Origin of the sequence: Mesorhizobium calcicola, from assembly GCF_042682105.1 — a bacterium.
Classification (GTDB): domain Bacteria; phylum Pseudomonadota; class Alphaproteobacteria; order Rhizobiales; family Rhizobiaceae; genus Mesorhizobium; species Mesorhizobium calcicola.
Genome location: NZ_JBHUGY010000080.1, coordinates 1 through 26,741, shown reverse-complemented (window position 1 = coordinate 26,741; position 26,741 = coordinate 1). Strand labels below are relative to the sequence as shown.

At 61.7% G+C, this 26,741-nt stretch carries 31 protein-coding genes and 2 pseudogenes; 15 read left to right on the top strand and 18 right to left on the bottom strand.

Going from position 1 to position 26,741, the window contains the following annotated elements:
* Window positions 1–423: 423 nt before the first annotated feature.
* Window positions 424–1,401, bottom strand: a complete 978-nt coding sequence (locus ACFSQT_RS38590; protein ID WP_379027212.1) for a right-handed parallel beta-helix repeat-containing protein — start codon at window positions 1,399–1,401, stop codon at window positions 424–426.
* 583 nt (window positions 1,402–1,984) lie between these two features.
* Between ACFSQT_RS38590 and ACFSQT_RS38585 the strand changes: the two genes are divergently transcribed.
* From ACFSQT_RS38585 to ACFSQT_RS38575, 3 genes are all read left to right on the top strand, one after another.
* A complete protein-coding gene (locus ACFSQT_RS38585) occupies window positions 1,985–2,908 on the top strand; it encodes an RNA methyltransferase (RefSeq protein WP_379027211.1) in 924 nt (307 codons plus the stop codon).
* Window positions 2,901–3,689 carry a glutamate racemase gene (murI, locus tag ACFSQT_RS38580; protein ID WP_379027210.1) on the top strand — a complete coding sequence of 263 codons (789 nt, stop codon included), beginning with the start codon at window positions 2,901–2,903 and terminating at the stop codon, window positions 3,687–3,689. Before ACFSQT_RS38585 ends, murI begins: the two co-directional genes overlap by 8 nt.
* Before the next feature lie 84 nt (window positions 3,690–3,773).
* A protein-coding gene (locus ACFSQT_RS38575; protein WP_379018015.1) for an IS630 family transposase occupies window positions 3,774–4,717 on the top strand; the annotation gives its coding sequence in 2 pieces (ribosomal slippage) (window positions 3,774–4,110 and window positions 4,110–4,717; 945 coding nt in all).
* A 39-nt stretch (window positions 4,718–4,756) separates the two neighbouring features.
* On the opposite strand, the gene ACFSQT_RS38570 is transcribed toward ACFSQT_RS38575, so the two are convergent.
* Window positions 4,757–6,139 carry an RNB domain-containing ribonuclease gene (locus ACFSQT_RS38570; RefSeq protein ID WP_379027209.1) on the bottom strand — a complete coding sequence of 461 codons (1,383 nt, stop codon included), beginning with the start codon at window positions 6,137–6,139 and terminating at the stop codon, window positions 4,757–4,759.
* Between the two features lie 165 nt (window positions 6,140–6,304).
* On the opposite strand from ACFSQT_RS38570, the gene ACFSQT_RS38565 reads away from it, so the two are divergent.
* The 5 genes from ACFSQT_RS38565 to ACFSQT_RS38545 all read left to right on the top strand — a co-directional run bounded on the left by ACFSQT_RS38565 (window position 6,305) and on the right by ACFSQT_RS38545 (window position 10,006).
* Window positions 6,305–6,493, top strand: a complete 189-nt coding sequence (locus ACFSQT_RS38565; RefSeq protein WP_379027208.1) for a DUF3008 family protein — start codon at window positions 6,305–6,307, stop codon at window positions 6,491–6,493.
* Window positions 6,494–6,975: 482 nt separating this feature from the next.
* Complete coding sequence (gene rpsD, locus ACFSQT_RS38560) at window positions 6,976–7,593, top strand: 30S ribosomal protein S4 (protein ID WP_013895883.1); 618 nt, start codon at window positions 6,976–6,978, stop codon at window positions 7,591–7,593.
* 227 nt (window positions 7,594–7,820) lie between these two features.
* Window positions 7,821–8,708, top strand: a complete 888-nt coding sequence (gene ttcA / locus ACFSQT_RS38555) for a tRNA 2-thiocytidine(32) synthetase TtcA (protein ID WP_379027207.1) — start codon at window positions 7,821–7,823, stop codon at window positions 8,706–8,708.
* Window positions 8,698–9,525 carry an inositol monophosphatase family protein gene (locus ACFSQT_RS38550; RefSeq protein WP_379027206.1) on the top strand — a complete coding sequence of 276 codons (828 nt, stop codon included), beginning with the start codon at window positions 8,698–8,700 and terminating at the stop codon, window positions 9,523–9,525. Before ttcA ends, ACFSQT_RS38550 begins: the two co-directional genes overlap by 11 nt.
* A gap of 73 nt (window positions 9,526–9,598) precedes the next feature.
* Window positions 9,599–10,006 carry a hypothetical protein gene (locus ACFSQT_RS38545; protein ID WP_379027205.1) on the top strand — a complete coding sequence of 136 codons (408 nt, stop codon included), beginning with the start codon at window positions 9,599–9,601 and terminating at the stop codon, window positions 10,004–10,006.
* A 98-nt stretch (window positions 10,007–10,104) separates the two neighbouring features.
* Here the strand turns inward: ACFSQT_RS38545 and ACFSQT_RS38540 are convergent, their stop codons facing one another.
* Window positions 10,105–11,373, bottom strand: a complete 1,269-nt coding sequence (locus tag ACFSQT_RS38540; RefSeq protein ID WP_379027204.1) for a multidrug effflux MFS transporter — start codon at window positions 11,371–11,373, stop codon at window positions 10,105–10,107.
* Window positions 11,374–11,517: 144 nt separating this feature from the next.
* Complete coding sequence (gene grxD, locus ACFSQT_RS38535) at window positions 11,518–11,853, bottom strand: Grx4 family monothiol glutaredoxin (RefSeq protein WP_379027203.1); 336 nt, start codon at window positions 11,851–11,853, stop codon at window positions 11,518–11,520.
* On the opposite strand from grxD, the gene ACFSQT_RS38530 reads away from it, so the two are divergent.
* Window positions 11,852–12,124 (top strand): hypothetical protein, encoded by a 273-nt coding sequence (locus tag ACFSQT_RS38530; RefSeq protein WP_379027202.1) that lies wholly within the window; start codon window positions 11,852–11,854, stop codon window positions 12,122–12,124. The genes grxD and ACFSQT_RS38530 overlap by 2 nt on opposite strands.
* On the opposite strand, the gene ACFSQT_RS38525 is transcribed toward ACFSQT_RS38530, so the two are convergent.
* The 4 genes from ACFSQT_RS38525 to ACFSQT_RS38510 all read right to left on the bottom strand — a co-directional run bounded on the left by ACFSQT_RS38525 (window position 12,121) and on the right by ACFSQT_RS38510 (window position 16,869).
* Window positions 12,121–12,354 carry a BolA/IbaG family iron-sulfur metabolism protein gene (locus tag ACFSQT_RS38525; protein WP_142868106.1) on the bottom strand — a complete coding sequence of 78 codons (234 nt, stop codon included), beginning with the start codon at window positions 12,352–12,354 and terminating at the stop codon, window positions 12,121–12,123. The genes ACFSQT_RS38530 and ACFSQT_RS38525 overlap by 4 nt on opposite strands.
* Window positions 12,355–12,486: 132 nt before the next feature.
* Complete coding sequence (locus ACFSQT_RS38520) at window positions 12,487–13,008, bottom strand: hypothetical protein (protein WP_379027201.1); 522 nt, start codon at window positions 13,006–13,008, stop codon at window positions 12,487–12,489.
* 47 nt (window positions 13,009–13,055) lie between these two features.
* Window positions 13,056–15,287, bottom strand: coding sequence for a phosphoribosylformylglycinamidine synthase subunit PurL (gene purL / locus ACFSQT_RS38515; protein WP_379027200.1), 2,232 nt, complete (start codon window positions 15,285–15,287; stop codon window positions 13,056–13,058).
* A 163-nt stretch (window positions 15,288–15,450) separates the two neighbouring features.
* Window positions 15,451–16,869, bottom strand: coding sequence for an aminotransferase-like domain-containing protein (locus ACFSQT_RS38510; protein ID WP_379027199.1), 1,419 nt, complete (start codon window positions 16,867–16,869; stop codon window positions 15,451–15,453).
* 93 nt (window positions 16,870–16,962) lie between these two features.
* Between ACFSQT_RS38510 and ACFSQT_RS38505 the strand changes: the two genes are divergently transcribed.
* Window positions 16,963–17,214: a DUF1127 domain-containing protein gene (locus ACFSQT_RS38505; RefSeq protein WP_379027198.1), complete on the top strand. Its 252-nt coding sequence runs from the start codon at window positions 16,963–16,965 to the stop codon at window positions 17,212–17,214.
* A 35-nt stretch (window positions 17,215–17,249) separates the two neighbouring features.
* On the opposite strand, the pseudogene ACFSQT_RS38500 reads toward ACFSQT_RS38505, so the two are convergent.
* The 7 genes and pseudogenes from ACFSQT_RS38500 to purC all read right to left on the bottom strand — a co-directional run bounded on the left by ACFSQT_RS38500 (window position 17,250) and on the right by purC (window position 21,056).
* Window positions 17,250–17,890 (bottom strand): annotated as a pseudogene (locus ACFSQT_RS38500) (Pr6Pr family membrane protein).
* 4 nt (window positions 17,891–17,894) lie between these two features.
* Window positions 17,895–18,302: a hypothetical protein gene (locus ACFSQT_RS38495; protein ID WP_379027197.1), complete on the bottom strand. Its 408-nt coding sequence runs from the start codon at window positions 18,300–18,302 to the stop codon at window positions 17,895–17,897.
* Complete coding sequence (locus ACFSQT_RS38490; protein ID WP_379027196.1) at window positions 18,299–18,964, bottom strand: glutathione S-transferase family protein; 666 nt, start codon at window positions 18,962–18,964, stop codon at window positions 18,299–18,301. The genes ACFSQT_RS38495 and ACFSQT_RS38490 overlap by 4 nt, the downstream gene beginning before the upstream one ends.
* An 87-nt stretch (window positions 18,965–19,051) precedes the next feature.
* Complete coding sequence (purQ, locus tag ACFSQT_RS38485; protein WP_379027195.1) at window positions 19,052–19,720, bottom strand: phosphoribosylformylglycinamidine synthase subunit PurQ; 669 nt, start codon at window positions 19,718–19,720, stop codon at window positions 19,052–19,054.
* Entirely contained in the window at window positions 19,717–19,971 is a 255-nt protein-coding gene (locus tag ACFSQT_RS38480) for a hypothetical protein (protein ID WP_379027194.1), read from the bottom strand. The genes purQ and ACFSQT_RS38480 overlap by 4 nt, the downstream gene beginning before the upstream one ends.
* An 18-nt stretch (window positions 19,972–19,989) precedes the next feature.
* On the bottom strand, window positions 19,990–20,232 hold the full coding sequence (gene purS / locus ACFSQT_RS38475; protein ID WP_379027534.1) for a phosphoribosylformylglycinamidine synthase subunit PurS: 243 nt from the start codon (window positions 20,230–20,232) through the stop codon (window positions 19,990–19,992).
* A 29-nt stretch (window positions 20,233–20,261) separates the two neighbouring features.
* Window positions 20,262–21,056 (bottom strand): phosphoribosylaminoimidazolesuccinocarboxamide synthase, encoded by a 795-nt coding sequence (gene purC / locus ACFSQT_RS38470; RefSeq protein ID WP_379027193.1) that lies wholly within the window; start codon window positions 21,054–21,056, stop codon window positions 20,262–20,264.
* Between the two features lie 274 nt (window positions 21,057–21,330).
* Here purC and ACFSQT_RS38465 point away from each other — a divergent pair, with 274 nt between their 5' ends.
* Together ACFSQT_RS38465 and ACFSQT_RS38460 are read left to right on the top strand one after the other, a co-directional pair.
* Window positions 21,331–21,651, top strand: a complete 321-nt coding sequence (locus ACFSQT_RS38465; RefSeq protein WP_379027192.1) for a DUF1476 domain-containing protein — start codon at window positions 21,331–21,333, stop codon at window positions 21,649–21,651.
* 109 nt (window positions 21,652–21,760) lie between these two features.
* Window positions 21,761–22,534 carry an HpcH/HpaI aldolase family protein gene (locus ACFSQT_RS38460; RefSeq protein ID WP_379027191.1) on the top strand — a complete coding sequence of 258 codons (774 nt, stop codon included), beginning with the start codon at window positions 21,761–21,763 and terminating at the stop codon, window positions 22,532–22,534.
* Window positions 22,535–22,566: 32 nt separating this feature from the next.
* On the opposite strand, the gene ACFSQT_RS38455 is transcribed toward ACFSQT_RS38460, so the two are convergent.
* From ACFSQT_RS38455 to ACFSQT_RS38445, 3 genes are all read right to left on the bottom strand, one after another.
* Complete coding sequence (locus ACFSQT_RS38455) at window positions 22,567–23,724, bottom strand: acyltransferase family protein (protein ID WP_379027190.1); 1,158 nt, start codon at window positions 23,722–23,724, stop codon at window positions 22,567–22,569.
* Window positions 23,725–23,870: 146 nt separating this feature from the next.
* Window positions 23,871–24,419, bottom strand: coding sequence for an RBBP9/YdeN family alpha/beta hydrolase (locus ACFSQT_RS38450; protein ID WP_379025694.1), 549 nt, complete (start codon window positions 24,417–24,419; stop codon window positions 23,871–23,873).
* Complete coding sequence (locus tag ACFSQT_RS38445; protein WP_379027189.1) at window positions 24,416–24,649, bottom strand: hypothetical protein; 234 nt, start codon at window positions 24,647–24,649, stop codon at window positions 24,416–24,418. The genes ACFSQT_RS38450 and ACFSQT_RS38445 overlap by 4 nt, the downstream gene beginning before the upstream one ends.
* Before the next feature lie 39 nt (window positions 24,650–24,688).
* On the opposite strand from ACFSQT_RS38445, the gene ACFSQT_RS38440 reads away from it, so the two are divergent.
* The 3 genes and pseudogenes from ACFSQT_RS38440 to ACFSQT_RS38430 form a co-directional block, all read left to right on the top strand.
* The gene (locus ACFSQT_RS38440; protein WP_379027188.1) at window positions 24,689–25,075 is read left to right on the top strand and encodes a hypothetical protein; all 387 of its coding nucleotides are present in this window, start codon (window positions 24,689–24,691) and stop codon (window positions 25,073–25,075) included.
* A gap of 620 nt (window positions 25,076–25,695) precedes the next feature.
* Window positions 25,696–26,163 (top strand): hypothetical protein, encoded by a 468-nt coding sequence (locus ACFSQT_RS38435; RefSeq protein ID WP_379027550.1) that lies wholly within the window; start codon window positions 25,696–25,698, stop codon window positions 26,161–26,163.
* Window positions 26,102–26,741: pseudogene (locus ACFSQT_RS38430) on the top strand (DUF7007 domain-containing protein); the annotation flags it as partial. The gene ACFSQT_RS38435 and the pseudogene ACFSQT_RS38430, both read left to right, overlap by 62 nt.

Sequence of the window (26,741 nt, the reverse complement as noted above, 5' to 3'; positions counted from 1 at the left end):
GCCAACGCCCTCGTCAGCCATGGAAACCCGTGTCGAAATGCTTGGGGCATAGATAAACGACAGGAGTGTGCAAGACACACTCCATCTTCCAGATACGATTCGTCGATGCACACTGGACCCAAGCGGGGTGGATACTACCTCGTCCTAATTTGGATTTCCAGCGATGCGGCGCGTTATTGTCGATAAATATGCGTTCCGATCGCAGATGATCTCCGCGACTGGAAAATATCGTTAACGTAAACAGCGAGCACGGACCGGTCTCATTAGTCGGCGGTTCGGGGCGCCATGGCCGAGCGTGCTACCGGCGGCAGCGCAAGACGCAAGGCTGCTGTGGCGATCGGGAACAAAAAAGCGATGCCGCACTGCCCCGGAGGGGCGGCCGGCATCGCCTTTGTTTCATGCTGCCGCGGGGGCGGCAGGCGCTTATTGCAATGGCGTACCGCCGGGGCCTGGGAAGGCCGCGAGCGGCGTACCGTCGGATACGTTGCCGGAGATCATGTTGTTCTTGAACGACTGGACGGCGCCGCTGCCGGTGTTGCTGGCCCCGGTGACATTGCCGAATATCGTCGATTCGCCGAGAAAGGCGATGGCGCTTCCATTGCCGCTGGCAGCGGCACCGTTCGCGTTGACGCCGCTGCCGGCATTGGCGCTGATCGTGTTGCCGATAATCGTCGCGCGCACCGGCGATGCCGCGGCGACGGATTTGATCGCCACCCCATTGCCGGTGTTGCCGCTGACCACGCTGTCGGTCAGTGTCAGGTTCATGGCAACGGTGTTGCCGGTGCCGTCGACAAGAATGCCACTGGCGCTGTTAGTGATTTCCACTTTCGAAAGGATGGCGTTAATTCCAACGGCAAAGGACGTTTTGATGAGAACGCCTTCAGCGCCTGTCTCGGCGATCCGCGTGTTGCTTATGTAGAGTTCGCTGTTGCCGTTGGGGGCGAATTCGACGCCGTTGCCGGTCACCCTCTCTATGTTGGAATCCTCGATATGCAGCTGACCTTGGCCAAGCATCCGCACGCCGTCGAGCCCCGTGCCCCCACCGTCTATATCGATGCCGCGAAGATGCACCGCGGAGCCGGCGGGCGTGTTGACGACGATGCCGTTCACCAGGGTCGAGAGCACGCCACCTTCAGTCGTCTTGCAGTCGATGGTGATGGATTTGGTGATGGTGACCGTGCCAAAGCCGCCCGGGTCGAGACAGTTGATCTCGCCAGCCGTCGCCGTCTTCGAGATGGCGCCGGCAAACGTCTTGCAAGGTGCCGTTCGGCTGCACGGATCGGCGTCGTTGCCGACGCCGGAAACCCACGTCCGTGTCGCTTGCGCGGAAGCTGGCGCAATCAGGAAGACCGACGCCAGAAGCAACACAGCGAGTGAAAGGAAAAACCGTACGATTTTCATTTACCCCTCCTAGAGTTTGGCCAACGCCTGTGTTGGCTATTGAAACCTGTGCCGAAATGCTTGGGGCATAGACAAATGACAGGAGCGTGCAAGACACGCTCCATCTTCCAAATACATTTTGTCGATACACATTGAATCCCAAGCGGTTTGGATATTGCTCGTTTCTGATTTCATGTTCCAGTGATACGATGTATCATCGTAAATAAATGTACATTTGGATCGTAGGTTATTTCTGTAACTGGAAGATGTCGCCGATAGCAACTGCGAGCAACGGGCCGCCGGCGCATTTGTCGGTGACTTGGCCGCTCTGGCCGAGCCATCAGGCAGTATAGGATTGGATACCTTTTCGTTGCCAGAACGGCTGCGATGCCCACATCTCAACAATCTTTCGAGAAGATGGGCACGCGGCTGGTCTGCTTGTACAGGCATGACCGAACCCGCCGGTGAAGCGAATCTGGGTTTTTCGCGCAAACCCAGGGGCGGCGAGACAAGGGTATTTGTCGCCAGGTCACCGACAACTCTTCAAAAAGCCGTATCGATATGGCAGGACGCGAAGACTTCGTAGCGCAATCACCTGGAACACATGGCAGAAACGGACTTTCAGCGCGGCCTCACGACGGCTGGCCCGGCGATCATCCTCGTCGAGCCGCAGCTCGGCGAGAACATCGGCATGGTCGCTCGAGCCATGGCCAATTTCGGCCTGTCGGAGTTGCGCCTGGTCAATCCGCGCGACGGTTGGCCGAGCGAGAAGGCGCGCGCGGCCGCCAGCCGCGCCGATCATGTCATCGACGCCGTGAAGGTGTTCGACGATCTGGCCTCGGCGCTCGCCGACCTGAACTTTGTTTTCGCCACCACGGCCAGGCAGCGCGACGGCTTCAAATCCGTACGCGGCCCGGTGGAAGCGGGCAGGGTGCTCCGGGCCCGTCACGCAATGGGGCAGCGCACCGGCATCCTGTTCGGACGGGAGCGCTTCGGCCTTTACAATGACGAGGTCGGTCTTGCCGACGAGATCGTCACGTTCCCGGTCGATCCCGATTTCTCCTCGCTCAACATCGCCCAGGCGGCCCTGCTGATGTCCTACGAATGGATGAAGTCCGGCCTGGAAGACGAGACCAAAACCAATTTTTCCGGCCCAGACATGAAGCCGGCAAGCAAGGAAGAGCTGCACGGCCTGTTCGCCTATCTCGAAGGCGCATTGGAAGCGCGCGGCTATTTCCGCCCCGCACCGAAGAAGCCGAAGATGGTCGACAATCTGCGCGCCGTGCTGACGCGTGCCGGTTTCGCCGAACCGGAGCTGAAGGTGCTGCGTGGCATCATCTCGTCGCTGGACAGGTTTTCACCGGCGATGCCGCGCGGCGAGGGCTCTCCGGGCGACGATCCAAGACGATTGCCGGCGGCCGTTGCGCGCGCCCGCAAGGCGGAAGGCGATCGCCCGGCCGCCGACAAGGCCCCCGGCAAGGACGACGACATGCCGCCGCTCGGCGGAAAGGGAACCGACAATGACTGAGCGGCCGATCCTGATGTTCGATTCCGGCATCGGCGGGCTCACCGTGCTGCGCGAGGCGCGCGTTCTGATGCCTGACCGCCGCTTTGTCTATGTCGCCGATGATGCCGCCTTTCCCTATGGCGCCTGGGAGGAACCGGCCCTCAACGCCCATATCCTTGGCCTGTTCGGCGCGCTGCTGGAAAAATTCCAGCCCGAGATTTCGGTCATCCCGTGCAACACCGCCTCGACGCTGGTGATCGATGCGTTGCGCGAGAAATTCCCCGGCCATCCCTTTGTCGGCACGGTGCCGGCGATCAAGCCGGCGGCGGAGCGCACGCGCTCAGGGCTCGTCTCGGTGCTGGCGACGCCGGGCACGGTCAAGCGTCAATACACGCGCGACCTGATCAGCAAATGGGCGCAGAAATGCCACGTGCGGCTCGTCGGTTCCGACCGGCTGGCGCCGCTGGCCGAAATCTACATGCGCGAGGGGTTCGTCGACGAGGAGATCGTCCGCCAGGAGATCGCGCCATGCTTCGTCGAGAAGGACGGCGCCCGCACCGACATTGTCGTGCTCGGCTGCACGCATTATCCGTTCCTGGCCAATCGCATGCGCAAGACCGCGCCCTGGCCGGTCGACTGGATCGATCCGGCCGAAGCGATCGCCCGCCGCGCCATGTCGCTGCTGGCACCGGTCGACGGGCCATTGCCGATGGGTGAACCTGACATCGCGGTCTTCACCTCCGGCAAGGTGGATTTCGCCACCAGCCGGCTGATGCAGGGGTTCGGGCTGGTCGTGAACTAGAGCACGTCCCGCGATCAATGAATCGATTGTGATGTGACGTCGGGCTTCGCGGGTGATTCAACATCCACTTTGATGAGGTGGATGATGGGAAGAGCACTGAGCGACGATCTTCGATCGCGGGTCTTGAAGGCTTCGGACGCGGGCATGTCTGCCCGGCAGGCGGCGGCGCGGTTCGGCGTCGGCATATCGAGTGCAATCCGGTGGATCGCACGGGCGAAGATCGGCGAGCGGACGCCGCGGCCGCAAGGCCGTCGACGCGCGTCCAGCCTCGATGCGCATAAAGCCTTCATCGTGGGGTTGATCGATGAGCGCAAGGACATCACGCTGAACGAGATGGTAGAGCGGCTGGCGGTCGAGCGATCGGCTCGGATCAGTCGCAGCGCCTTAAGCGCCTGGCTTGGCCGGCACGGCTGGACGTTCAAAAAAAGTCCGCACATGCACTGGAGCAGGATCGTCCCGACATCCTGAAGCGCCGTCGTGCGTGGTTCGACGGCCAACTCGATCTCGATCCGGCAAAGCTGGTGTTCATCGATGAAACTGGACTATCGACCAAGATGGCCCGGCTGCGGGGCCGTGCGCCATGCGGTGAGCGTTGCCGGGCGGGCGTGCCGCACGGCCATTGGAAAACCACCACCTTCACCGGCGCACTGCGGCTGACGGGCATGACCGCCCCGTTCGTCTATGACGGCGCCATGAACGGCAACGTATTCCTGGCCTATGTCGAGCAGGTGCTGGTCCCGACCCTGTCGGAGGGCGACATCGTCGTGATGGACAACCTTCCCGCCCACAAGGCCGCCGGCGTTCGCGATGCAATCGAGACGACCGGCGCGAGGCTCATGTTCCTGCCGCCCTACAGCCCCGACTTCAATCCGATCGAAAACGCCTTCTCAAAACTCAAGGCTCTTATGCGGGCCAAAGCCGAGAGGACAATCACAGCCCTGTGGACCGCCGTCGGATCGCTCGTCGACCTCTTCACCCCAGCCGAATGCCAGAACTACTTCAAGGCCGCAGGTTATGACCCAGATTAAACCGGACGTGCTCTAGACGGCGGCGAAACCGTCTGCCACTTAAACGGGTTCGAAGACGATGCTGCGTTGATCTGGATCGGCCAAGACCAGCCTTAGCGTCAGATCGTCGCCCTGTCTAAGCCCAGAGGCCTTTACGTTGGCAACGACAGGCATGTCGGCAAGCTGAACGCGCACGCCATGGTCGACGACGTCGGTGACAGCAGCTTTGAACGTCTCGCCCTCGCGTCCCTTCAGCATTACCGCCTCGGCAAGGTCGATAGCCGCGTGGTTGATCTGCGAAGCGTGGCTATCCGCACGTCCCATCACCTGCGGCAATCTGGCGAACGCGTCGGTGACAGCCTGGGACACCGGCTGGCCATTGGCGATAGCCAGCGCGCAGCGCACGACGTAGCGATCGGCCAGTCGCCTGAGTGGCGCCGTTGCATGGGCATAGGTCGCCGCCATCGCCTCATGCCAAGGGACAACACCTTCCTTATAGGGTTGGTAGGATGCGCCGGCGCTTGCATGGCGGATTTCCAGCATCAGCGCCGCCTGTTGCGGATCGGTCGGGTCAAGGGTTCGCTGATAGTCGCGCAAGCTGGTGGAGGCCGGCCAAGACAGCCCGAGAGCCTGTGCCGCGCTGCGCAGTCTTTGCACGCTGAAAGCATCTGGCTCCGACATCACCCGAAACAACCCGGTATGGTGCGCAAACATGGCGTCGGCAATCGCCATGTTTGCAGCCAGCGAAAGCGCGGCGTTGTCTTGCTCGGATTGCAGCAGCGGTCTGAACGAAAGCCGGAATGTACCATCGGCTAGCCTTTCAACCTCCTGCTCGGGTGGGTCGACGCGCGAAGCACCACGACGCTTTTCGTTCATTGCCATGCGTCGCGCCATCTCGGCGAACCCGGCCGGAACGTCGGAGGCCTTCACACTGTCATAGGCGAGCTTCGCGCGGCTTTGAATGATTGCCCGCTCCGCGCCGTCCAACTTCGTCGCACCGTCCTGCGCGACCCGAACCGTGAAGACAACCGCTGGCCGCGATCCATCCGGCAACAGGCTCGCTGCACCCTCGGCAATTACCGGCGGGTAGAGCCCGGCCTTGCCGTCCGGCAAGTAAAGCGTCTCGCCCCGCGTCCAGGCTTCGAGATCGATCGCGTCGCCGTCCTCGACGAACCAGGCTGCGTCGGCAATGGCGTAGTGCAGCAGAAGATCGCCGCCGCTCGCCTCGATTGAGAACGCCTGATCCAGATCGGTGGAGCTCGCCGGATCGAGCGTGACGAAGCGCATCGCTGTTCGATCGACATGCTGGTTGGGCACACGTTTGGCCGCCGCCTCCGCGGTGGCCATTACGCCTACCGGAAATCCATCTGGCACGTGGAATTCGGTGCGGATTTTCGCCAGGCCAGTGGAGAGAGCTTGTGAGGGATCGGTCAGAGATTTCATTCAGCCGTCCTACACTGGGGTTCCAGACACGGGAAGGCTGCCAACGAAAATCGCCGAGTCTGGTCGTGTGGCGGGCTGGCACCAAGCGGACCGGGAACCGAGCCACTGGCGCTGGAACCGTCGACGAAGCGGGGCGTTTCTCCTGACAGCAATGGAGAAACAGCCATGCCAGCCACCTCAAAAGCCCAGCAGAAAGCAGCCGGGGCCGCTCTGTCAGCCAAGCGCGGCGAGACGAAAAAGAGTGAGCTCAAAGGCGCTTCGAAGGGAATGTATGAATCGATGAGCGAAAAGCAGCTCGAGGAATTCGCCAAGACGAAGCGCAAGGGACTGCCGGAAAAGAAATCGGACAGCTGATCCTGGTCGCGTCGTCTTGGGAGAGGCGCCAAAATGAAAGCCCGCGGATGAAACCGCGGACTTCGATCATGGCGATGGATGGGGTATTTTCCCCGATCAACCGGTTTCAACTGGTGTCACCAGCGGTGGCAGCGCCGTGGTGCCGTTGGCGTAACGACCTCCCGCCACATCCGGCATCGCATCTACGCCGGGAACGGTATAGGGTTGCGTTTCGCCGCGCTATTCAAATGCTTGACACCGGTTAAATCTCGGTTTAACCAGCCGCCACCACCGGGCAGCGATGTCCGGTGTTTGTTTTGTATGCGCAAGATCGGAGTGCCTAGCCGTTTCCGATCTTGTTTGAAATGACGTGTCCCGTGGGTTTTCCGCCGCGTTGCGTGGGAAAACCCTGTCAGGTCTCGAAAACGGAGGCCAGAGGAGGGCGCGTTTCCTTCACCCGGACCATGAGGTTCCGGGTGTGTTGTTTTTGAAAAGGGAATGCGATGAGCAAGCGCGAATCCGCGAAGTACAAGATCGACCGCCGTCTTGGCGAAAATATCTGGGGCCGCCCGAAGTCCCCGGTCAACAAGCGTGAATACGGCCCTGGCCAGCATGGTCAGCGCCGCAAGGGCAAGCTTTCCGATTTCGGCCTGCAGCTGCGCGCCAAGCAGAAGCTGAAGGGTCACTATGGCGACGTTTCGGAAAAGCAGTTCCGCAAGGTCTATGAAGAGGCCGATCGCCGCAAGGGCGATACCTCCGAGAACCTGATCGGCCTGCTCGAGTCGCGTCTCGACGCGGTCGTCTACCGCGCCAAGTTCGTGCCGACGATTTTCGCCGCCCGTCAGTTCGTCAACCACGGCCACGTCAACGTCAACGGCAAGCGCGTCAACATCGGCTCGTACCGCTGCAAGCCGGGCGACGTCGTCGAAGTCCGCGAAAAGTCGAAGCAGCTGGTCATCGTTCTGGAATCGGTCGGTCTGGCCGAACGCGACGTGCCGGACTACATCGAAGCCGATCACAACAAGATGGTCGCGACCTTCTCGCGCATTCCCGGCCTGGCTGACGTTCCGTTCGCCGTGCAGATGGAACCGAACCTGGTCGTCGAATTCTATTCGCGCTAAGCGACGAATTCTGTTCGCGCTGAGCGAACGCATTGCGATAGCATCCAAAGGCCGCCCGTCGAGGCGGCCTTTTCTTTGTCGGCCATGTCCGCTAATCCGGGCGCTCCAGTCGGAGCAATTCCCGGAAAAGTGGGAACCGGTTTTCCGTCCGGAATTGCTGCGAACAAAGTGACAGAGCGGTCGGCGTTTCCTTGAAACGATGACCGGTCCACCGAAAGCGACATGCCATGAACATGCTGCCAGACGTCGAAACGCTTGAACCGATTGCCGACAGCGAAGGCGGCTTCCATCCGCTGTTTGCCGATGTGCCGTCCTCGGTTGAGTTCAACAAGCTGCGCAAGCGGCTGCTGCGGCTGACCCGCCAGGCGATCGAGGATTTCTCGATGGTCAAGCCCGGCCAGCGCTGGTTGGTTGCGCTGTCGGGCGGCAAGGATTCCTACGGGCTGCTCGCCATGCTGCTCGACCTCAAATGGCGCGGGCTGTTGCCTGTCGATTTGCTGGCCTGCAACCTCGACCAGGGCCAGCCGAATTTCCCCAAACACATCCTGCCCGATTATCTCGACAGCCACGCCATACCGCACCGGATCGAGTATCAGGACACCTATTCCGTCGTCACCGACAAGCTGCCTCAGGGCAGCACCTATTGCTCGCTCTGCTCGCGGCTCAGGCGCGGCCATCTCTATCGCATCGCGCGGGAAGAGGGATGCTCGGCGCTGGTACTCGGGCACCATCGCGAGGACATTCTCGAAACCTTCTTCATGAACCTGTTCCATGGCGGCCGTCTCGCCGCCATGCCGCCGAAACTGCTCAACGACGAGGGCGACGTCATGGTGCTGCGGCCGCTGAGCTACTGCGCCGAAGCCGACCTTGAGAAATTTGCCGCGGCGATGCGGTTCCCGATCATTCCCTGCGATCTCTGCGGCAGCCAGGAAGGCCTGCAGCGCAACGCCATGAAGGCGATGCTCGAGGATATCGAAAAGCGCATGCCCGGCCGCAAGGATACCATGATCCGCGCGCTGTCCAACACCAGGCCGTCGCATCTGCTCGACAGAACACTGTTCGACTTCGCGGCCCTCAACGACACCCTCCGGCAAGATATTTCCAATGACATTTGACGACACCGCGATCGACTGGCTGGCCGGCATTCTGGCCGAGGCGGCAGAGGTCGAGATCATGCCGCGCTTTCGCCGGCTGGGCGACGGCGATATCCGGCAGAAGACCTCGGCCGCCGACCTGGTGACCGAGGCCGACGTCAATGCCGAACGGCGGATCACCGTCAGGCTGCGCGAGCGTTATCCCTCGGCGATGGTCGTCGGCGAGGAAGCCTGCTCCGACAATCCGGCGCTGCTCGATGGTCTGGGCGATGCCGATCTGGCTTTCGTCATCGACCCGGTGGACGGCACCTTCAATTTCGCTTCCGGCGTGCCGCTGTTCGGCGTCATGCTGGCTGTCGTGGTCAAGGGCGAAACCGTTGCCGGCATCATCCACGATCCGGTCGGCAAGGACTGGCTGATCGGCGCCAAGGGCGCCGGCAGCCACATCAGGCATGTGCATCGCAGCCTGGAGACGGTGCAGGTCGCGGCACCCGCGCCGATCGCGGAAATGACCGGCTCTGTCTCCTGGCAATACATGCGCGAGCCGGAACGGTCGCGGCTGGCGCGCAACCAGACCAAGATCCTGTCGCAATTCGCCTATCGCTGCGCGGCCCACGAATACCGCCTGCTGGCCAGCGGCCACGCCCATTTCGTCGTCTACAACAAGCTGATGCCGTGGGATCATCTGGCCGGCGTGCTGATCCATGCCGAGGCCGGCGGCCACGCCGCACGTTTCGACGGCAGCGCCTATTTGCCGTCGCATCTCGACGGTGGCCTGCTCGTCGCGCCCGACCGGGAAAGCTGGCAGGAGTTGCGCCGCGAACTCTGGGCAGAATAGATTCGTACGGCCAGCGTCTGAACCGGCCGGCTGAAAGATCGATGCAATCTCGCGCAAATCCGGAGGCTTTTGCATGAACCCGCGGACCGCGTTTGTCGCAGCGGCTCTTGCCATCGCCTTGTTTGCCGGCTCCAGCGAAGCCAGATCGCAAGAGCGACCCTGTCGCAGTCCCGATCCCATCGACACCATGAAGGAGATGTCGGACGCCATCTATGCTTGTTGGAAGCCGCCGCCCGGAACCGCCGGCATGTCCCTGACGCTGCGGTTCTCGCTTCGCCGCAACGGCACACTGATTGGCAAGCCTCGCGCCACCTATTCCGATCTGGGGGCCGATACCCAGCTCAGCCGAGCCTTCGTGGCGTCCATCCTCAAAGCTCTCGACGACGCTCTGCCATTGCCCTTTTCAGACAGCATGGGCGGAGCAATCGCGGGGCGAATGCTTGTCCCGCGTTTCACGGCTGCCCTTGAAGGCGCGTCCTAGAGCAGTTCACCGGTTCATGGAACCGGCAACCTGCTCCAACTCATTGTTTTGACGCAATTCCGGACGGAAAACCGTTTCACACTTTTCCTGGAATTGCTCTAATGCAAGTCGGTGACGTGCCCTGATACGGGTGGGTTTTGTGGCTGGAACATCTTGCCGCGCTCGGCGATGAAAATCATCAGCAGCGCTGCGACCGAGACGCTGCAGAAGCCGGCGGCCAATGGCGTTACCGTGCCGTTGAAGGCCTGACCGATCAGCGTGCCGAGAATGCCGCCGAGAAAGGTCTGCATGAAGCCCAGGATGGACGACGCCGTGCCGGCGAGCTGGCCGAGCGGCTCCATGGCCAACGCGTTGAAATTGGCGCCGAGCGCACCGAACGGAAGCATGGCGCCGGCAAAGAAGGCGATGAACAGCCACAGCGGCATCTTCATTTCCAGCGAAACGACCAGCCAGGCCAGGCTGATGACCAGAAACAACAGCAGCGCGCTTTGCGACAGGCGGCGCATGCCGATACGGCCGACAAGGCGCGAGTTCAGATAGTTGGAGAAGGCAAGCACCCCCGCCACCCCGGCGAAGATGACCGGGAACATCTCGCCGACATTGAATATGTCGACATAAATCTGCTGCGCCGAAGCGATGAAGCCGAACATGGCGCCGAAGATGAAGGTGCTGGCGAAGGCATAGCAGATCGCGACGCGGTTGGTGAGCACGATGCGGAAACCGCCGACGATGGAGTTTACGGTCAGCGGCCGGCGATATTCAGGATGCAGCGTTTCGGGCAGGCGCAGCAGAGACCATGCCGACACGATCAGGGCGCCGACAGCCATGGTGACGAAGATCCAATGCCAGGTTGCAAACAGCATGATGACCTGGCCGATGCCGGGAGCAATGACCGGTATCGCCATGAACACCATGAAGATCAGCGACATCACCTCGGCCATGCGCCGGCCGTCGAACGTGTCGCGCACGATCGAGACCGCGATGACGCGGGTCGCGGCCGCACCAATGCCTTGCACGGCCCGGCACAGCAGAAGTGTCGCAAAACTTGGCGCAACAGCGGCCGCGGCGGCCGCCGCCACATAGATGATCAGCCCGGCAACCAGCGGCGCGCGACGTCCGAAACGATCCGAGATCGGACCGAACAAGAGCTGGCCGCCGCCGAAGCCCAGAATATAGGCTGTTATGACATATTGCCGATGGTTTTCGTTCTCGACGCCGAGCGAAGCGCCGATCTGTTGCAGGGCCGGCAGCATGATGTCGATGGCCAGCGAGTTCAGCGCCATCAGCGCGGCGCACAGCGCGATGAACTCCCAGCGCGGAATGGGCAGTTTGCTTGCCGATTGCGGCGCTGCTGTTGGCTGGTCCACGGCAAGTCCGATCTCTCAAACGAAAACGCGCCGGCGGGCCGGCGCATTGGCTCGTCTTGGTCCCGGTATCAGGACATAAAATTGCCGAGGTGGGGCTGCCCCCGGTGCTCAGTGCATGTCGACCAGACATGCACGAAACAGAAATCAGGCGGCGCCTTTGACGCTGACGCCCTTCTCGACGAGGAACGTCTGCAGTTCGCCTGCCTGGAACATCTCGCGCACGATATCGCAGCCGCCGACGAATTCACCCTTGACGTAGAGCTGCGGGATCGTCGGCCAGTTGGAATATTCCTTGATGCCCTGGCGCAGTTCGGCTGAGGTCAGCACGTCCACGCCTTTGTAGTCGGCGCCGATATAGTCAAGGATCTGGACGACCTGGCCGGAAAATCCGCACTGCGGAAAACCGGGCGTGCCCTTCATGAAAAGGACGACGTCGTTGCCCTTCACTTCGTTGTCGATGTAGTCGTTGATGCCGCTCATGGAATATCCTTTCCCGCCTGTGGGAGTCAGGCTCGAACATATCTTTCAAATAAACCCAACGATTGCCCGAAACAAGACGTTAGCCGTGCCCCAGCCGAAATGGCGCAAAGGATGGGCCGTGTTGGGCCAAGCGGGCTTCGCGACGCCGGTCTCCAACCTGACGTCAGCGGGCCGATATCAGGCTGGCCTGGCAATCGGCGTATCACTGCCGCTGGAGCGCAGAAAACCAGCGTTTGCAGGCCGGCATCACCTGAATATCAACACACCTTAGTCGGGAACGCTGGTCTGCAGGGCAAGCGCGTGCAGCACGCCGCCCATCTTGCCCTTCAGCGCGTCATAGACCATCTGGTGCTGCTGGACGCGGCTCTTGCCGCGAAAGCTCTCGGCCACTACCTCGGCCGCGTAATGATCGCCGTCACCGGCCAGATCGCGGATCGTCACCTTGGCGTCCGGAATGCCGTCCTTGATCAGTTTTTCGATGTCGTGGGCATCCATTGCCATGGCAAAATCCTGTTTCGAGCGGCCGGTGTCAGGCCATGCGATGTGACTCGCCAGAGCCTAGAGCCTTTCGGGTCCGGATTGAAGCCGTTCCGTCCTGCCATGCAAGACGGATCGAGGATTTCAAAGGCAGACTCAAGCCGGTGGGCTTGCTTCGTCCCCTGCAACATCCTCGCGTGTCGAGAACGCGCGGCCAAGGCTGAAGGCCAGGATATAGAGCGGAATGTTGAGCACGACGCTGACAATGGGGAGATAGCTCGTCATTTGCCAGAATGGCGAGAAGAATGGCTGGCCGTAGCCATCGCAGACAAGCGAGGAGCCGTATTCCCACAGCGCTCCAACGACCATCGAGGCGGCGAAAAGCTTGATGCAGGTGACGATATGCCTTGCCCGTGCCGGCTCGGGCAAAAGCCGGTCCCATAGCACCAGGCAGACGATCGGCACCGCATAGATGAGGTTCTGCACGGCCAGCATCGGAATGGTGCCGTTGGCCGCGGCGAGGAACTCAGCGCGTGTTTCAAGCCGCGTGCAAACCTCGCTCGAGGTTGTCGACAGCAGGAAAAAGACGAACGGTCCGAGGAACCAGAAGAAGAACAGCGACGGCCAGAAAACGACTGCAAGCAGCGCCCGGGCAGCCAGTTTCCTGTGATTGAGCATGAATCTTTTCCGAAAACCGGTTCCCACTTTTCGGGATCATGCTCTGCTCAACTGGCCTGATCCATGAAGCGGGGGAACCAGCCTTCGTGGGCGGCGGTCAATTCACTGAGCGGGATCGCCTGCGCCTCGCCAAGCTTCAGCGCGCTGCCGCCGGTCGAGCCGATCCATGGCGCGAAGATGCCGAGTTCGCTCTGCTGCTTGCGAATGGCGTCCCATTCGTCGCCATGCGGATCGATCGACAGCGTCACGAGATAGCGGCCCTGGTCCTCGCCGAACCAGACCGGGATCGGGTCGGTCCCGACAAGCCCGGGAACGGTGGCGCCGATGCCGGATGCCATCGCCATTTCAGCCAAGGCCACGGCGATGCCACCGTCGGAAACGTCATGCGCCGCCGTGACGATGCCGGACGCGATCAAGGCGCGGACATGATCGCCGACACGCTTCTCATGCTCGAGATCGACCGGTGGCGGCGGACCGTCCGTTCGGCCATAGATGTCGCGCATATAGACCGACTGGCCGAGATGCGTTCCCCAGGAAGCGGGCGCCCCGACCAGCAGGATCATCTGGCCTTGCGCCGCAAAACCGGTTCGCACCATCTTCGACCAGTCGGCGATCAGCCCGACGCCGCCGATTGTCGGCGTCGGCAGGATGCCCTGGCCGTTGGTTTCGTTGTAGAGCGAGACATTGCCGGAGACGATCGGGAAGCCGAGCGCGCGGCAGGCATCGCCGATGCCTTTCACCGCGCCGACCAGCTGGCCCATGATCTCGGGCCGTTCCGGATTGCCGAAATTGAGGTTGTCGGTGGCCGCCAGCGGCAGCGCGCCGGTGGCGGTCAGGTTGCGCCAGCACTCGGCCACGGCCTGCTTGCCGCCCTCGTAGGGGTCGGCCTCGCAATAGCGCGGCGTCACGTCGGAGGAAAAGGCCAGCGCCTTGGTGGGGTGGCCGTCGACGCGCACCACGCCGGCATCGCCGCCCGGCAGCTGCAGCGAATTGCCCTGGATCAGGGTATCGTACTGCTCCCAGACCCAGCGGCGCGACGATAGATCCGGTCCGCCGAGCAGCTTCAAGAGCGCCTCGGCGACATCGGCCTGCGGAACGTCGTTGGCGGCAAGCGGCGCCGGCTTTTTGGGTTCAACCCAGGGCCTGTCGTATTCCGGTGCCTTGTCGCCGAGATCCTTGATCGGCAGGTCGGCGACCTCGTCGCCCTGGTGCAGCACGCGAAAACGCAGATCGTCGGTGGTCTTGCCGACGATGGCGAAGTCGAGCCCCCATTTTTGGAAGATCGCCTCGGCTTCCTCTTCTTTCTCCGGGCGCAGCACCATCAGCATGCGCTCCTGGCTTTCCGACAGCATCATCTCATAGGCGCTCATGCGCTCCTCGCGCACCGGCACCTTGTCGAGATCGAGCTCGATGCCGAGGTCGCCCTTGGCGCCCATTTCGACCGCCGAACAGGTGAGGCCGGCCGCACCCATGTCCTGGATGGCGATCACGGCACCCGAGGCCATCAGTTCGAGGCAGGCTTCCAGCAGGCACTTTTCGGTGAAAGGGTCGCCGACCTGCACGGTCGGGCGCTTCTCGTCGATCTTGTCGTCGAATTCGGCCGACGCCATGGTGGCGCCGCCGACGCCGTCGCGGCCGGTCTTGGCGCCGAGATAGACGACCGGCAGGCCGACGCCCTTGGCTTCCGACAGGAAGATGGCATCCGTCTTGGCTATGCCGGCCGCGAAAGCGTTGACCAGGATGTTGCCGTTGTAGCGGGCGTCGAAATTGACCTCGCCGCCGACCGTCGGCACGCCGAAGGCGTTGCCATAGCCGCCGACGCCGGAAACCACACCGGAGACGAGGTGCCTGGTCTTGGGATGGTCGGGCGCGCCGAAGCGCAGCGCGTTCATCGCCGCGATCGGCCGCGCGCCCATGGTGAAGACATCGCGCAATATGCCGCCGACACCGGTCGCGGCACCCTGGTAGGGCTCGATGTAGGAGGGGTGGTTGTGGCTCTCCATCTTGAAGACCACGCAGTCGCCGTCGCCGATGTCGACCACGCCGGCATTCTCACCCGGCCCCTGGATGACCTGCGGGCCGGTGGTCGGCAGCGTGCGCAGCCATTTCTTCGAGGATTTGTAGGAACAATGCTCGTTCCACATCGCCGAGAAGATGCCGAGTTCGGTGAAGCTCGGCTCGCGCCCGACAAGGTCGAGGATGCGCTGATACTCGTCGGGCTTCAGCCCATGCGCGGCGATGAGCTCGGGGGTGATCGGCACGGAATTGGAAATGGTCATGGGCAGCGATTTGTATCCGGGGCGTTGGGATTTTGAGTCCCGTCTTATCGCAAGCTTTGCGGCCGATACACCCCATGGATCGACGAAAAACGCGCGAAAGCCGGACAAAGCCACGGCGCGATCCCTTGCGGCCGGCAATCCTATCGCGCCAGGCGCCTTGCGCTCAGGAGAAGCTGTCGTAGCCGGCGCGGCCTTCATCGAGCAGACGCCGGATCACCGTGACGCCCTCGGCGATGTCCTTGCGCTGCCTCGGCTGCGAAACGCCGAAGCGGACACCGTGGAAAACCTGCCCGGAGCGGCCGGCCTTGAACTCGTCCTCGTCGTCGATCAGCACGCCGTGTTCGAGGCAGGCGTTCTTGAAGGTGCCGGAAAGCCATGGGTCGGGCAGGGTCAGCCAGACAAAGGGCACCCTGTCGTGCGACTTGAACGCGAAGCCGGCCAGTGTCTCGCGCACGATCGCGATGCGGGCGCCGATTTCGGCGATACAGCGCTTGCGGATATCGCTGGCCTGGCCGGACAGCACCAGCCTTGTATTCACCTCCGCCAGCAGGAAGGGCATGCCGCCGGTCATCATCTTGTGGGCGACGCGGATGCGGTGGCGATAGGCGGGTGGGCAGGAAAGCCAGCCGCCGCGGATTCCGGCGGCGACCGATTTCGACAGGCCGCCGGCGACGATGGTTCTCTCTGGGGCAAATTCGGCAAGCAATGGTGTCGGATCGTCGGTCAGGTGGCCGTAAAGATCATCCTCGATCAGGATGACGTTGTATTCACGCGCGACACGCGCGATCGCCTCGCGGCGCCCCGCGGACAGTGTCGTCAGGGTCGGATTCTGCGCCGTCGGCATCAGGAAGATCATCCTCGGATGCTTTTGCGCGCAGACGCGCTCGAAATCGGCCGGGTCGAGACCTTCGTCGTCCGATGCCACCAGCGCGGTGCGGCGGCCGATCAGCCCGGCACTGCGGGAAATCTGCGAATAGGTGAGGTGCTCGAAGGCGACATAATCGCCGGGAGTGGTCAGCGCCGCGATTGCAGCCATCACCGCGGCATGGGTGCCGAGCGTCGGGACAATGGCGTCGGCATTTGGGCGGAAGGAATTGCGCGACAGCCAGCGGGCGCCGGCTTCGTACCAGCGGTCCGGAAAATCCCGCGTGTAGCTTGAGATCTCGTGCGGATGATCCTGCGCCGTGCGCGACAGGACATCGGCGACATCAGCGCCCTGGCCGATGTCGGGCGCTGCCGTGCTGTCGAAACGCAGCTTGCCGCGCGGCGCATCGATAGTGCGCGTGCCTTCGCCGCTGACGTCGGGAGCCAGCAGGTCCGGCTTCGCGCCATCAGCGCGCTGGCCGAGCACATAGGTTCCGCGGCCGACTTCGCCGCTCACCAGCCCGCGCTCGCGCAGCAATTGATAGGCCCGGCCGACCGTGCCGACGGTGGTGCCGATGTCGTAAGCGAGGTCGCGTTGCGGCGGCAGTTTTGCCCCCGCATCGATAACGCCCCGGTCGATGTCCGTTTCGATGGAATCCGCAAGCCGCTGATACAGCGGCCCGGAGCCGGCGGTGAGATCTGGAAGCCAATTTGTCATGGTGACAATTTTCTATATTGCACCGAATTGTGAGTCAATACATATCAACCTTGCGCTAAAAAGGGTGCAATTTGGAACTCTGGTAGAAAGAAAATGAATACAATCGCGACAATCCGTCCTTCAAGATCCGAGTTATCGGGCCAGTCGACACGCCCATCGGGCCGGCGCGGCTTCGTCAGCCGTCTGGTGCATGTGGTCCGGTCGCTGGCGAAATGGACCGACAATCTGCTGGAGCGCCGGCGCAGCCGGCTGGTTCTACTGGAAATGACCGATGATCAGCTCAAGGATATCGGCGTGTCGCGCTGCGACGCCCACCGCGAGGCCATCAGGCCGTTCTGGGACTAACCATATCCCAAAATGCGGACCGGAGGTCCGTATGACTAACGGACGCTGGATGTTCTGATGCGTGCAACGCCGTGGTCCACAAGGACGGCGGCAATGCACAGCACGAGAAAAAGTCCGGTGACGGCTGCCGCCGAGATGGCGACGCTGGCTGCGCCGTTCTTGGCGACATCGAGGAAGGGGTAGGGCACCTCGCCGGCAAGCGGCGCCCGAGCCAACGCATAGATCAGATAGGCCACGGGATAGAGCATCCACCAGGAGATGTCGCTCCATCGCGTCCTCCCGTCGGCGCCTGCGACGAGCCACCACAGTAAGAACAGCACCGGCGTCACATAGTGCAGCAGGACATCGCTGAGCAGGAACAGCCCCTGCGGCTGCCAAAGCTGCGCCAGAACCGTCGCATAGACGATGAAGACCAGAGTGATCGAAACGGCGACGCCAGCGCGTATCCGGTATCCTGCGAAGGCAGGCAGCCATGCGTAGCCCGTGGACGACAGCAGCGATGTGTGGACGAGCACGCGCCGATATTGGTCAGGATGGTGAAGAAGCTGAAAAGGAAGATGATGGAGCCGAGCAGGCTGCGGCCCGCTTCCATCGACGCCGGTATGCTGATGCAGAACTGCAGGACAAGCCCGGCCAGACCGATGACCAGACCCGCGATCTGCAGGAACCGGCCCATTGTCCTATGCGGCAGCCGCGCAGGAGGGATTACCCGCCTGCCAGCGGGCGATGTCGGAGCCGATGCGCGCGCCGAGCGGGTCGTTCATGAGCGGTCCGAACACGTCGACGCGGCTTGAATTGCCCTGCGCCTGCACCACCAGCAACGGTTTTCCGCCATAGTGCTTGGCCGGCACCAGCAGGAAACGCGGCGTGCCGCTGAACGAATTCAGTTCGTTGGCCATCTGATATTGCTTGAAGGCCGGGTCCTTGCTGGCGATCCAGCATTTGTGGGCAGCGATCGCCACCTGCTCCATGGCCAGCAACGCGGCACTTTTGCCCGAGGGGACAGGCGTGCTCTTCGGGCTCGATTGGCAAGACGCGAGAGCAAAGCCTGCTATGGCAACCAGGGCGATCGTCTTGCTCTTGATCAAGCGGCACCCATCTCAAGTTCGGACAGAAAAATCTTCAAACCGTCGGTCATCTCGCCCCACACCCGCGACAAGGCCGGATGCTGCGAGGCGATCTGCTCATAGGCATCGAATTTGGGATAGGCGTCGAGCAGGTCGTGGCGACCTGTCATGGCGCGGAAATTGTTGAAGATGAACCGCGTCGGCGTCAGCCAGGCGTCGGCGAAGCTGATGTCGTTGCCGAGCGCGAAGGGGCCTTGCGCCATGCGCGCCTCGATCGCCGCCAGTCCGTGATGCAGGCGGGCGAACTGGGCATCGATCTCGGCATTGTTGCGCTTCGGCACGAAATGAAGCTCGAAAAGCTTCATCGTCGGGGTCAGCACATCGAGATCGGTGATGCGGGCGAACATGCGCACCAGCGCGCGATCCTTGGAATCGGGCGGCAGCAGCGCCGGTTCCGGGAAGCGCTCTTCCAGATATTCGGCGATGACCACCGATTCGAGGATCGTTTCGCCCGAGCCGGTGATCAGCACCGGGATCCGGTTCAGCGGCGAGATGGCGCGAAACTCTTCCGGGATCGGAAAACCGGGCGGCGGCGCGATAATCTTCAGCGGCACATCCTTGATGTAGGCAAGCGCCCGCACGATCGACGAATAGGGCGACAACGGCCGCGAATAGAGTTTCATGACCGTCTCTCTCCCCAATGAAGCGGACTTGCCCAATAAAATGGGCTGGAATGTCCGGCTGTTTTCAAGGCTTCCGCCTCGATGATGTCAGGCGGCAATGCCAAGCGCGCTCTCGAAAAGGCCACGGCCATCGGTACCGCCATGGGCTGCTTCAATCAGGTTTTCCGGGTGCGGCATCAGGCCGAGCACATTGCCGCGTTCGTTGATGATGCCGGCAATGTCGTTGATCGAGCCGTTGGGGTTGGTGCCGTCGGCATAGCGGAACACCACCTGGCCTTCGCCTTCGAGGCGGGCAAGCGTGTCGGCGTCGGCAAAGTAGTTGCCGTCATGATGCGCCACCGGCGTGCGGATGATCTGGCCCGGCTGATAGCGCCGGGTGAACATGGTGTTGGCGTTGGTGATCTCGAGCTTCACCTGCCGGCAGACGAATTTGAGCGAGGTGTTGCGCATCAGCGCGCCCGGCAGCAGGCCGGCCTCGACTAGGATCTGGAAGCCGTTGCAGACGCCGATGACCATCACGCCCTGGGCCGCCTTTTCGGCGACCGCCCGCATGACCGGCATGCGCGCCGCAATCGCGCCGCAGCGCAGATAGTCGCCGAAGGAAAAACCGCCGGGAATGGTGATCAGGTCGACATCGGGGATTTCGGTATCGGTCTGCCAGACCGTGACCGGCTGCTTCCCCGAAATCTTGGTCAGCGCCGCGATCATGTCGCGGTCGCGGTTGAGGCCAGGCAGAAGGACGACGGCGGATTTCATTTTGGTTCGTAAGGCCTCTGGGATTCGGCGAGTTCTCGCAGGTCAAGGCGTCTGTCTATGCGTTCAAGGCGCTCGTCTTGTCGGGCGAGAATGCCGTAGATGTTATGGATATCGCTTTGTGTTGCCACCATGTGACCGCGCATCACATTGAGTTCCCGTTTCATCTCGGAAACATCCTGACGAAGCTCACCGATTTCGTGATGCACGCGCTTTAGAAGCTCGAACATCAGTTCATTCGTGACTTCCGGCATAGTGCCTCCGACACAACCTTAGGCAAGCGTCACACTATAATTCTCAATCACCGTATTCGCCAGCAGCTTGTCGCACATGGCTTTCAGGTCGGCCTCGGCCTTGGCCTTGTCGCTCTCCGCCAGCTCGACGTCGAACACCTTGCCCTGCCGAACCGCGCCGACGCCATCAAATCCGAGACCGGACAGCGCGTGTTCGATTGCCTTGCCTTGCGGGTCGAGCACGCCGTTCTTGAGGGTGACGGTAATGCGGGCCTTGATCACGCTGGACATGCTCCTGTTCGAATTCCTGGTTAGTGCGGCTTGCCTTTGATGCCTTCGGTCGAGGCGACGAGCACCGGACCTGTGGGGCGCGGGGGCTCGTTCTCGTTCATGATGCCGAGGCGGCGGGCAACTTCCTGATAGGCTTCGACGAGGCCGCCCATGTCGCGGCGGAAACGGTCCTTGTCGAGCTTGTCGTGCGTCGCTACGTCCCACAGGCGGCAGGAGTCCGGGGAAATCTCGTCGGCGACGACGATGCGCATCATGTCGCCCTCGAACAGGCGGCCGCACTCGATCTTGAAGTCGACGAGCTGGATGCCGACACCCATGAACAGGCCGGAGAGGAAGTCGTTGACGCGGATGGCGAGTGCCATGACGTCGTCGATTTCCTGCGGGCTCGCCCAGCCGAACGCCGTGATGTGCTCTTCCGACACCATCGGATCGTCAAGCGCGTCGGCCTTGTAATAGAATTCGATGATCGAGCGCGGCAAAACGGTGCCTTCCTCGATGCCGAGGCGCTTGGACAGCGAACCGGCGGCGACATTGCGCACCACCACTTCGAGCGGAATGATCTCGACTTCCTTGATCAGCTGCTCGCGCATGTTGAGCCGGCGGATGAAGTGGGTCGGGATGCCCATGCGGTTGAGATGGTTGAAGATGTGCTCGGAAATGCGGTTGTTGAGCACGCCCTTGCCGTCGACGACCTCGTGTTTCTTCTTGTTGAACGCGGTTGCGTCGTCCTTGAAGAACTGGATGAGCGTACCCGGCTCGGGTCCCTCATAGAGGATCTTGGCCTTGCCTTCATAAATGCGGCGGCGATTTTTCATCTGATTTTTCTCTGGAGTTCCGGGCAGGCGGCAAACGACCATTTCCTGTCCGTCTGCCTGAAATAATGCGGCTACGGTAGGGTTCAATGCCGGGTCTATCCCAATCACATCGTTTGCTCAATCGGCAAATCCGTCGAATCAACCGCTTTCGGGACTGAAATGCCGCAGCGCAGCATGCAACGAAGCGTATTGACCGGCTCGCGACCTTTTGGTTTGTGCTTCGTCAACACATATACGTCGTCACCAGCGAATCGATTTCCATCGGAGGGATGCCATGAGCAGCATGAAGGATCGCGAAGAGGGCTTTGAACGCAAATTCGTTTTCGACGAGGAACTTCGGTTCAAGGCCTCGGCGCGCCGCAACAAGGCGCTCGGCCTGTGGGCCGCCGAAAAGCTTGGAAAGTCGGGCGCCGATGCCGATGCCTATGCCAAGCAAGTGGTCGTCGCCGACATCGAGGAAGCCGGTGATCACGACGTGTTCCGCAAGATCCGCAAGGATTTCGACGCCGCCGGTGTCGAACAGTCGGACCATCAGATCCGCCGCACCATGGACGAGTTGATGGCGGAGGCTATCGAGCAGATCAAGAACACCTGATCCGACCACACGCTGGACCAATCGACCGCCCGACCTATCCGGGCGGTTTTTCTTTGCCTTTGCTGCGGTTTCCGGCTGAAACTGCTGCCGTTAACAAGGAAAAGATCAGATGTCCCTGAAGTCCCGCCTCGCGGCCGATGAAACGCTGTTCACCGCATGGTCCGGCGTGCCGGATGCCTTGACCGTCGAGATCGTCGCCAAGCAGGGCTTCGATGCCGTCACGCTCGACATGCAGCATGGCGGCCATCATGAGGACAGCGTGCTGCGCGGTCTCGTGCCGGTGCTGGCCACCGGCAAGCCGGCGTTGGTGCGCATTCCTGTCGGCCGCTTCGACATGGCAAGCCGCGCGCTCGATTTCGGCGCCGAGGCTGTCATCGCTCCGATGGTGAATTCGGTGGCCGACGCAAAACTGTTCGCCGCCGCCATGAAATACCCGCCGCTCGGCGAGCGTTCCTGGGGCCCGACCTATGCTTTTCCGCGCCACGGCAAGGGCGACCAGGCCGAATGGCTGCGCGACACCAATCAGCGCACCATGGCCTTCGCCATGGTCGAGACCCGCGCGGCACTCGACGCGCTCGATGGCATTCTCGACACGCCGGGCATCGACGGCATCTTCCTCGGTCCGTCGGATTTCTCGATCGCCTGGAGCAACGGCACGACCATCAATTCGACGCTGGAAAGCATGATGGAAACCGTGGCGTCGGTCGCCGAGCGTACCCGCAAGGCCGGAAAACATGCGGCGATCTACGTCATCGAGCCGGCGATTGCCGGCCGCGTCGTCTCGATGGGCTACCGGCTGCTGGCCATGGGCTCCGAACACGCGCTGATCGGGCTTGGCGCGAAAACCCTGATCAAGAGCGTCCGGGATTCGATCGGTTCCTGATCTCGCCATGTGCCATTTGGCGCAATGCGCGGTCAGGTTTTTCCGATATTAGGCTCCGCGGCCATCGCCTCATCGCGTCTCAACCCGTTGAACAGATTTCCAAGCGCAGCGACCCACCAGTTGTTGAAAGCGACGAGGGGCAACGCGGCCAAGACTGATGCCAGGATGGTGGCCGCAGCGCCGAGTGCGGCGGAGCCACTGGCCACAAATGCCCATGAGCCCAGCGAACAAATGACCAGCAAATGCACAAGATAGAGCGGGAACGACAAATCGCCCAGAATGTGTGCCGCCTTGCCTGACAGCCACGCCGGCGGGTTCTTTATGGTCAACACCGCATAGACAAGCATGACGCTCGCCAGGATAGCGACGCAGGGTTGCCGCATGTTCACTGGAAAGCCGTCGACATCCAGCACGGCCAGCGGCCGGTATACGCCAACGGCATTGCCGCCATAGCCCAAGAGCGCCAGCGAGAGCGCCACGACGAAAGCCCTCGACCACACGTTCAGGCGAAATTTGCCGGCAACAAGAAGATGCAACGAGAGGCCTAGGGGAAAGGCGACAAGAACGAAGTTCACCAGCCATGCCAGGATTATGCTGATCCCAACGACGCACCAAGACAGTACTGCGGAGCGATCGTGCAGGAAGAAAACGAATGATGCGAGGGCGAACGTCATGAGGCTGCCCCAGAATTCGAACCACATAGTCCACAAGCTGCTGTCGTAGTAGCTGTCTCCAAAGATGAATGTCCGCCATGCGCCCTGCATGAAGGCATCGGAAAAGCTTGCGGTCGTCGGCGACAGCACCGGTGTTGCATAGCCGAACGCGGCCAACCAAGGCGACCCTGAAAGAGCGCCTGCCTGTTTGAAGAAATACAGGTCGAGCCTGTAGAGAGCGCAGGAGGCCAGCACGGTCAGAAGTACGGGGCCGGCCAGCCGCGGCAGGCGCTTGGCCGCGCCCAACAGCAGATCCTGCATCTTGCGGGTTCCGGAATAACGCTTCACCAGCACGAACGCGGACATGACGAAAAACAGATACACGGCCGACAGGCCGTTGAAGAGAACGAAGGCAAGGCTCGTCTGAAGTGAGTCGGCCGGGCCATTTGCAAAAATGCCGCTTGCAGAGGGGCGAAAAGCAAGCAGCGTGTGCCAAAGCATCACGACAATTGCCGCGACGCCTCGCAACAACTCCAACCGTCCATCCTTATGCAAGAAATTGCCCTCGCTTCGAAGCCAGAGCCTATTCGACACGCCCACTGCCGTAAAGCCGTGTTGCAAATCAACGTTTTTGGCTGGCCGCGCTGCGGAAAAGTCGCGGCATTCCTGCGCGTTTCGGCCTGCTAAAGATCCGTCAGGAACTTGGCGAAGGTCATCGAGCCTTCGGGCCACGGGCCAAAGCCGGAATCCGCGTTGAGGTGACCGGTCTCGCCGGCGTCGATGAACAGCGAGCCCCAGGCGCCGGCAATGTCCTCGGCGACATCGAATGCGCAGAACGGGTCGTTGCGGCTGGCGATCACGATCGAAGGAAAGGGCAGCGGCGCGCGCGGGTAAGGACCGAAGGTCATCAGGTGCCTGGGCTTGATCTTGGGATTGGCGACATCGGGCGGCGCCACGAAGAAGGCGCCGGCGACCGGCTTCTGGAACTGCGGCATGGCTTGCACCGCCGTGGCGACACCCAGCGAGTGCGCTACGATGACGACCGGCCGCTCGGCCTCGTTGACCGCCTTGGCCACGCTCGCCGTCCAGTCCTCGCGCACCGGTTTGGACCACTCCGCCTGCTCGACGCGGCGCGCCGTCGACAGCTTCGACTGCCAGCGGCTCTGCCAATGGTCGGGGCCGGAATTGGTGTAGCCCGGCACGATGAGGATATCTGCGTCTTTGACCTTCATGGCGCTGAAATAGCGAGCGGCGTCGCTTCGTGCAACGGCGATGAATCGCGCTTTTGATCACAAATAGTGAACACGATGTTCGCTTCTTCAAGCCTTGTGTGAACGATGTCGATGGACGATTTGTCGTCAGGAAAGTCGTGTGCGAGAATCCTGATTTTGGAACTGGCACGACGTAGTATGATTGGCTGCGCGGACTTCCTTGCTTCGCTCACTTTGGCGCGGCCATGCAAGGTTCTCCATCTGACTTGCGCAACAGGGCACTGGGTAGCATGCGCGACACAGCGTCATCGGAACCGAAGCCTGCCGCGCGCACGAAGGATAGAAAAGGCGGTGGACTGCTTTCTCGGGTTAAGTCGGGGCTTGGCAAAGTGTTTGGAGGAAGTCGCGGTGAAAAGTCGTTGGGCGGCTCAGCGTCGGATGCAGTCGATTCAGAGCTTCGTATCTACGCCTATAAGCGCACCCGTGCGTCCGAAGAGGACGCAGCCCTCATTTCCGAGTTCGTGCGCGCGGCGGCAGGAAGTTATGCTTCCGGTACCCTTCAGGGGATGGTGCAGCAACTGAGCCGGTTCAGCGAGTTCCTCAACTCTAAAAACTTGACACTGGCCGGTCTGGTTGAAAGCCCTGTTCAGTTGAAAGCCCATGCGGATGAATTGTGAACGCGGGGGGCATCAAGCGAGTGCGTGCGGCATTGGAAGCGCTTCGGAAGTTCCGCGCCGGCGAGTTGTTGCCTCGGCCTTCTGCGCCACCTCGTCGTTCTCAGCCGCCTGCTCCTACCGGAGACCCGCTACTCATTCACCAGTTCGCGGCAGCAGCCCGGGCACTTGAGGTGCCCGACAAAACTATCAGGTCTCATACGCAGATTCTTAATAGCTTTTCCAAGTGGCTCACGGCCAACCAGAAGCCATCCCTGACGTCTCGGTTTCGAACCGAAGAAATAGCCGAGGACATCATGGCATTTGGCGAGGAGAATGACCCCAAGGGCCGCCTCTTTACGGCCCTCAATCATCTCCGAAGGATTCAGCCTGACTCGGCAGGGTTCGAAGCGCTCGGATCCGGGCCCCGCGTCATGGGGCGCCGTACTTTGAGCGCTTATGAGAGCGACGCCGACATCATCGACGACGCGACCAACGAAGCCTTGCGTAAGCTTGGAAGCTTGGACCGGCAGCGACTGCCAAAGAGAGGGCGCCTATCCTCAAGATCGCTAGCAATCAGCGCAAGCTTAGTGACTGGCTGAAAAGAGAGGGAAAGGAGAGCATAGCGAGTCGACTCAACGGCAATGAGCAGCAGAAAAAACAACTGCAGAAAGATATTTCGGAGTTCAAGCGAGCCATGGCCAACCGTACGTCGGGTTGGGTATCAACAAGCTTCGGCACCCCAGGGCGACGAACTCCAGCACGGGCTGCATCCTTATGACGATGCCGCCAACATCATCGATGGCTTGGTCGAGGGAGAGTTGAGCAAGCTCGGATCCGGCCGGACTGCCAAGACCGTCCGCAATACTGCTTCGGGGCAACGAAAGTTCAGCGATTGGCTCCGAACAATGGGCAGGGAGAGCATCGCGAGCCGGATCAACGGCGATTGGCATCAGCGCGAATCATTGGACAGAGATTACCAGGAGTTCACGAAAGCCAACGGCAACGTTGGCATTGGCTTCAAGAGGCTTGCGCAGTATGTGCAAGTCGTCGAGGCAAGGCTGCGTCGAGGACGAAGTGGCCTTTCTGGGCCGCATGATCGAGCAGGCTGACCACAGCCGCGAGCTGCGAGGTCTTGACCGCCAAACTGTGTGCATGGACTGCAGCACGCCATGGGGCGCGTCGCAAGGCGCCACCGTCTACGCGGACGAGATCGTATCCCATACCACGGCCGGACATGGCGGCTTCAAGCTCTCTGCCGCGCGCAATGCGAGGGTCCATCCTATGCTGCGGGCGGAAGACGCCTGTTACGAAGAGGACGCGGAATGGGCGATCGTCGCGCTCACCTTTCCGGACCTGTTCACGACCTACGAGCGAAGAGCCGCCGACACAGCAGTCCGCGACTCCTGGCCTGATGCCTGGGAAGCGATCTCCGGTCGTTCTCTCGCTCCCGGCGAGTCCCACGAGAAGGATGCCCAAGAGTTCGCGCGGGTGCATGCCGACGACTGGATCGCTCTCACCGCCCTCCGTTCAGATCATGCCGGGATGACCGAGGTGATCGCCACCATCGGCGGCAAGCGCGAGGAAGGGGTTGAACAGCGTCGCTTTCTCGTGCCGAGCGACGACTACGCTGTCGGCCGCTTCGGCTTCGTCATCGATGAGACGAAGCATGCCGCCTATGATGGTCCCT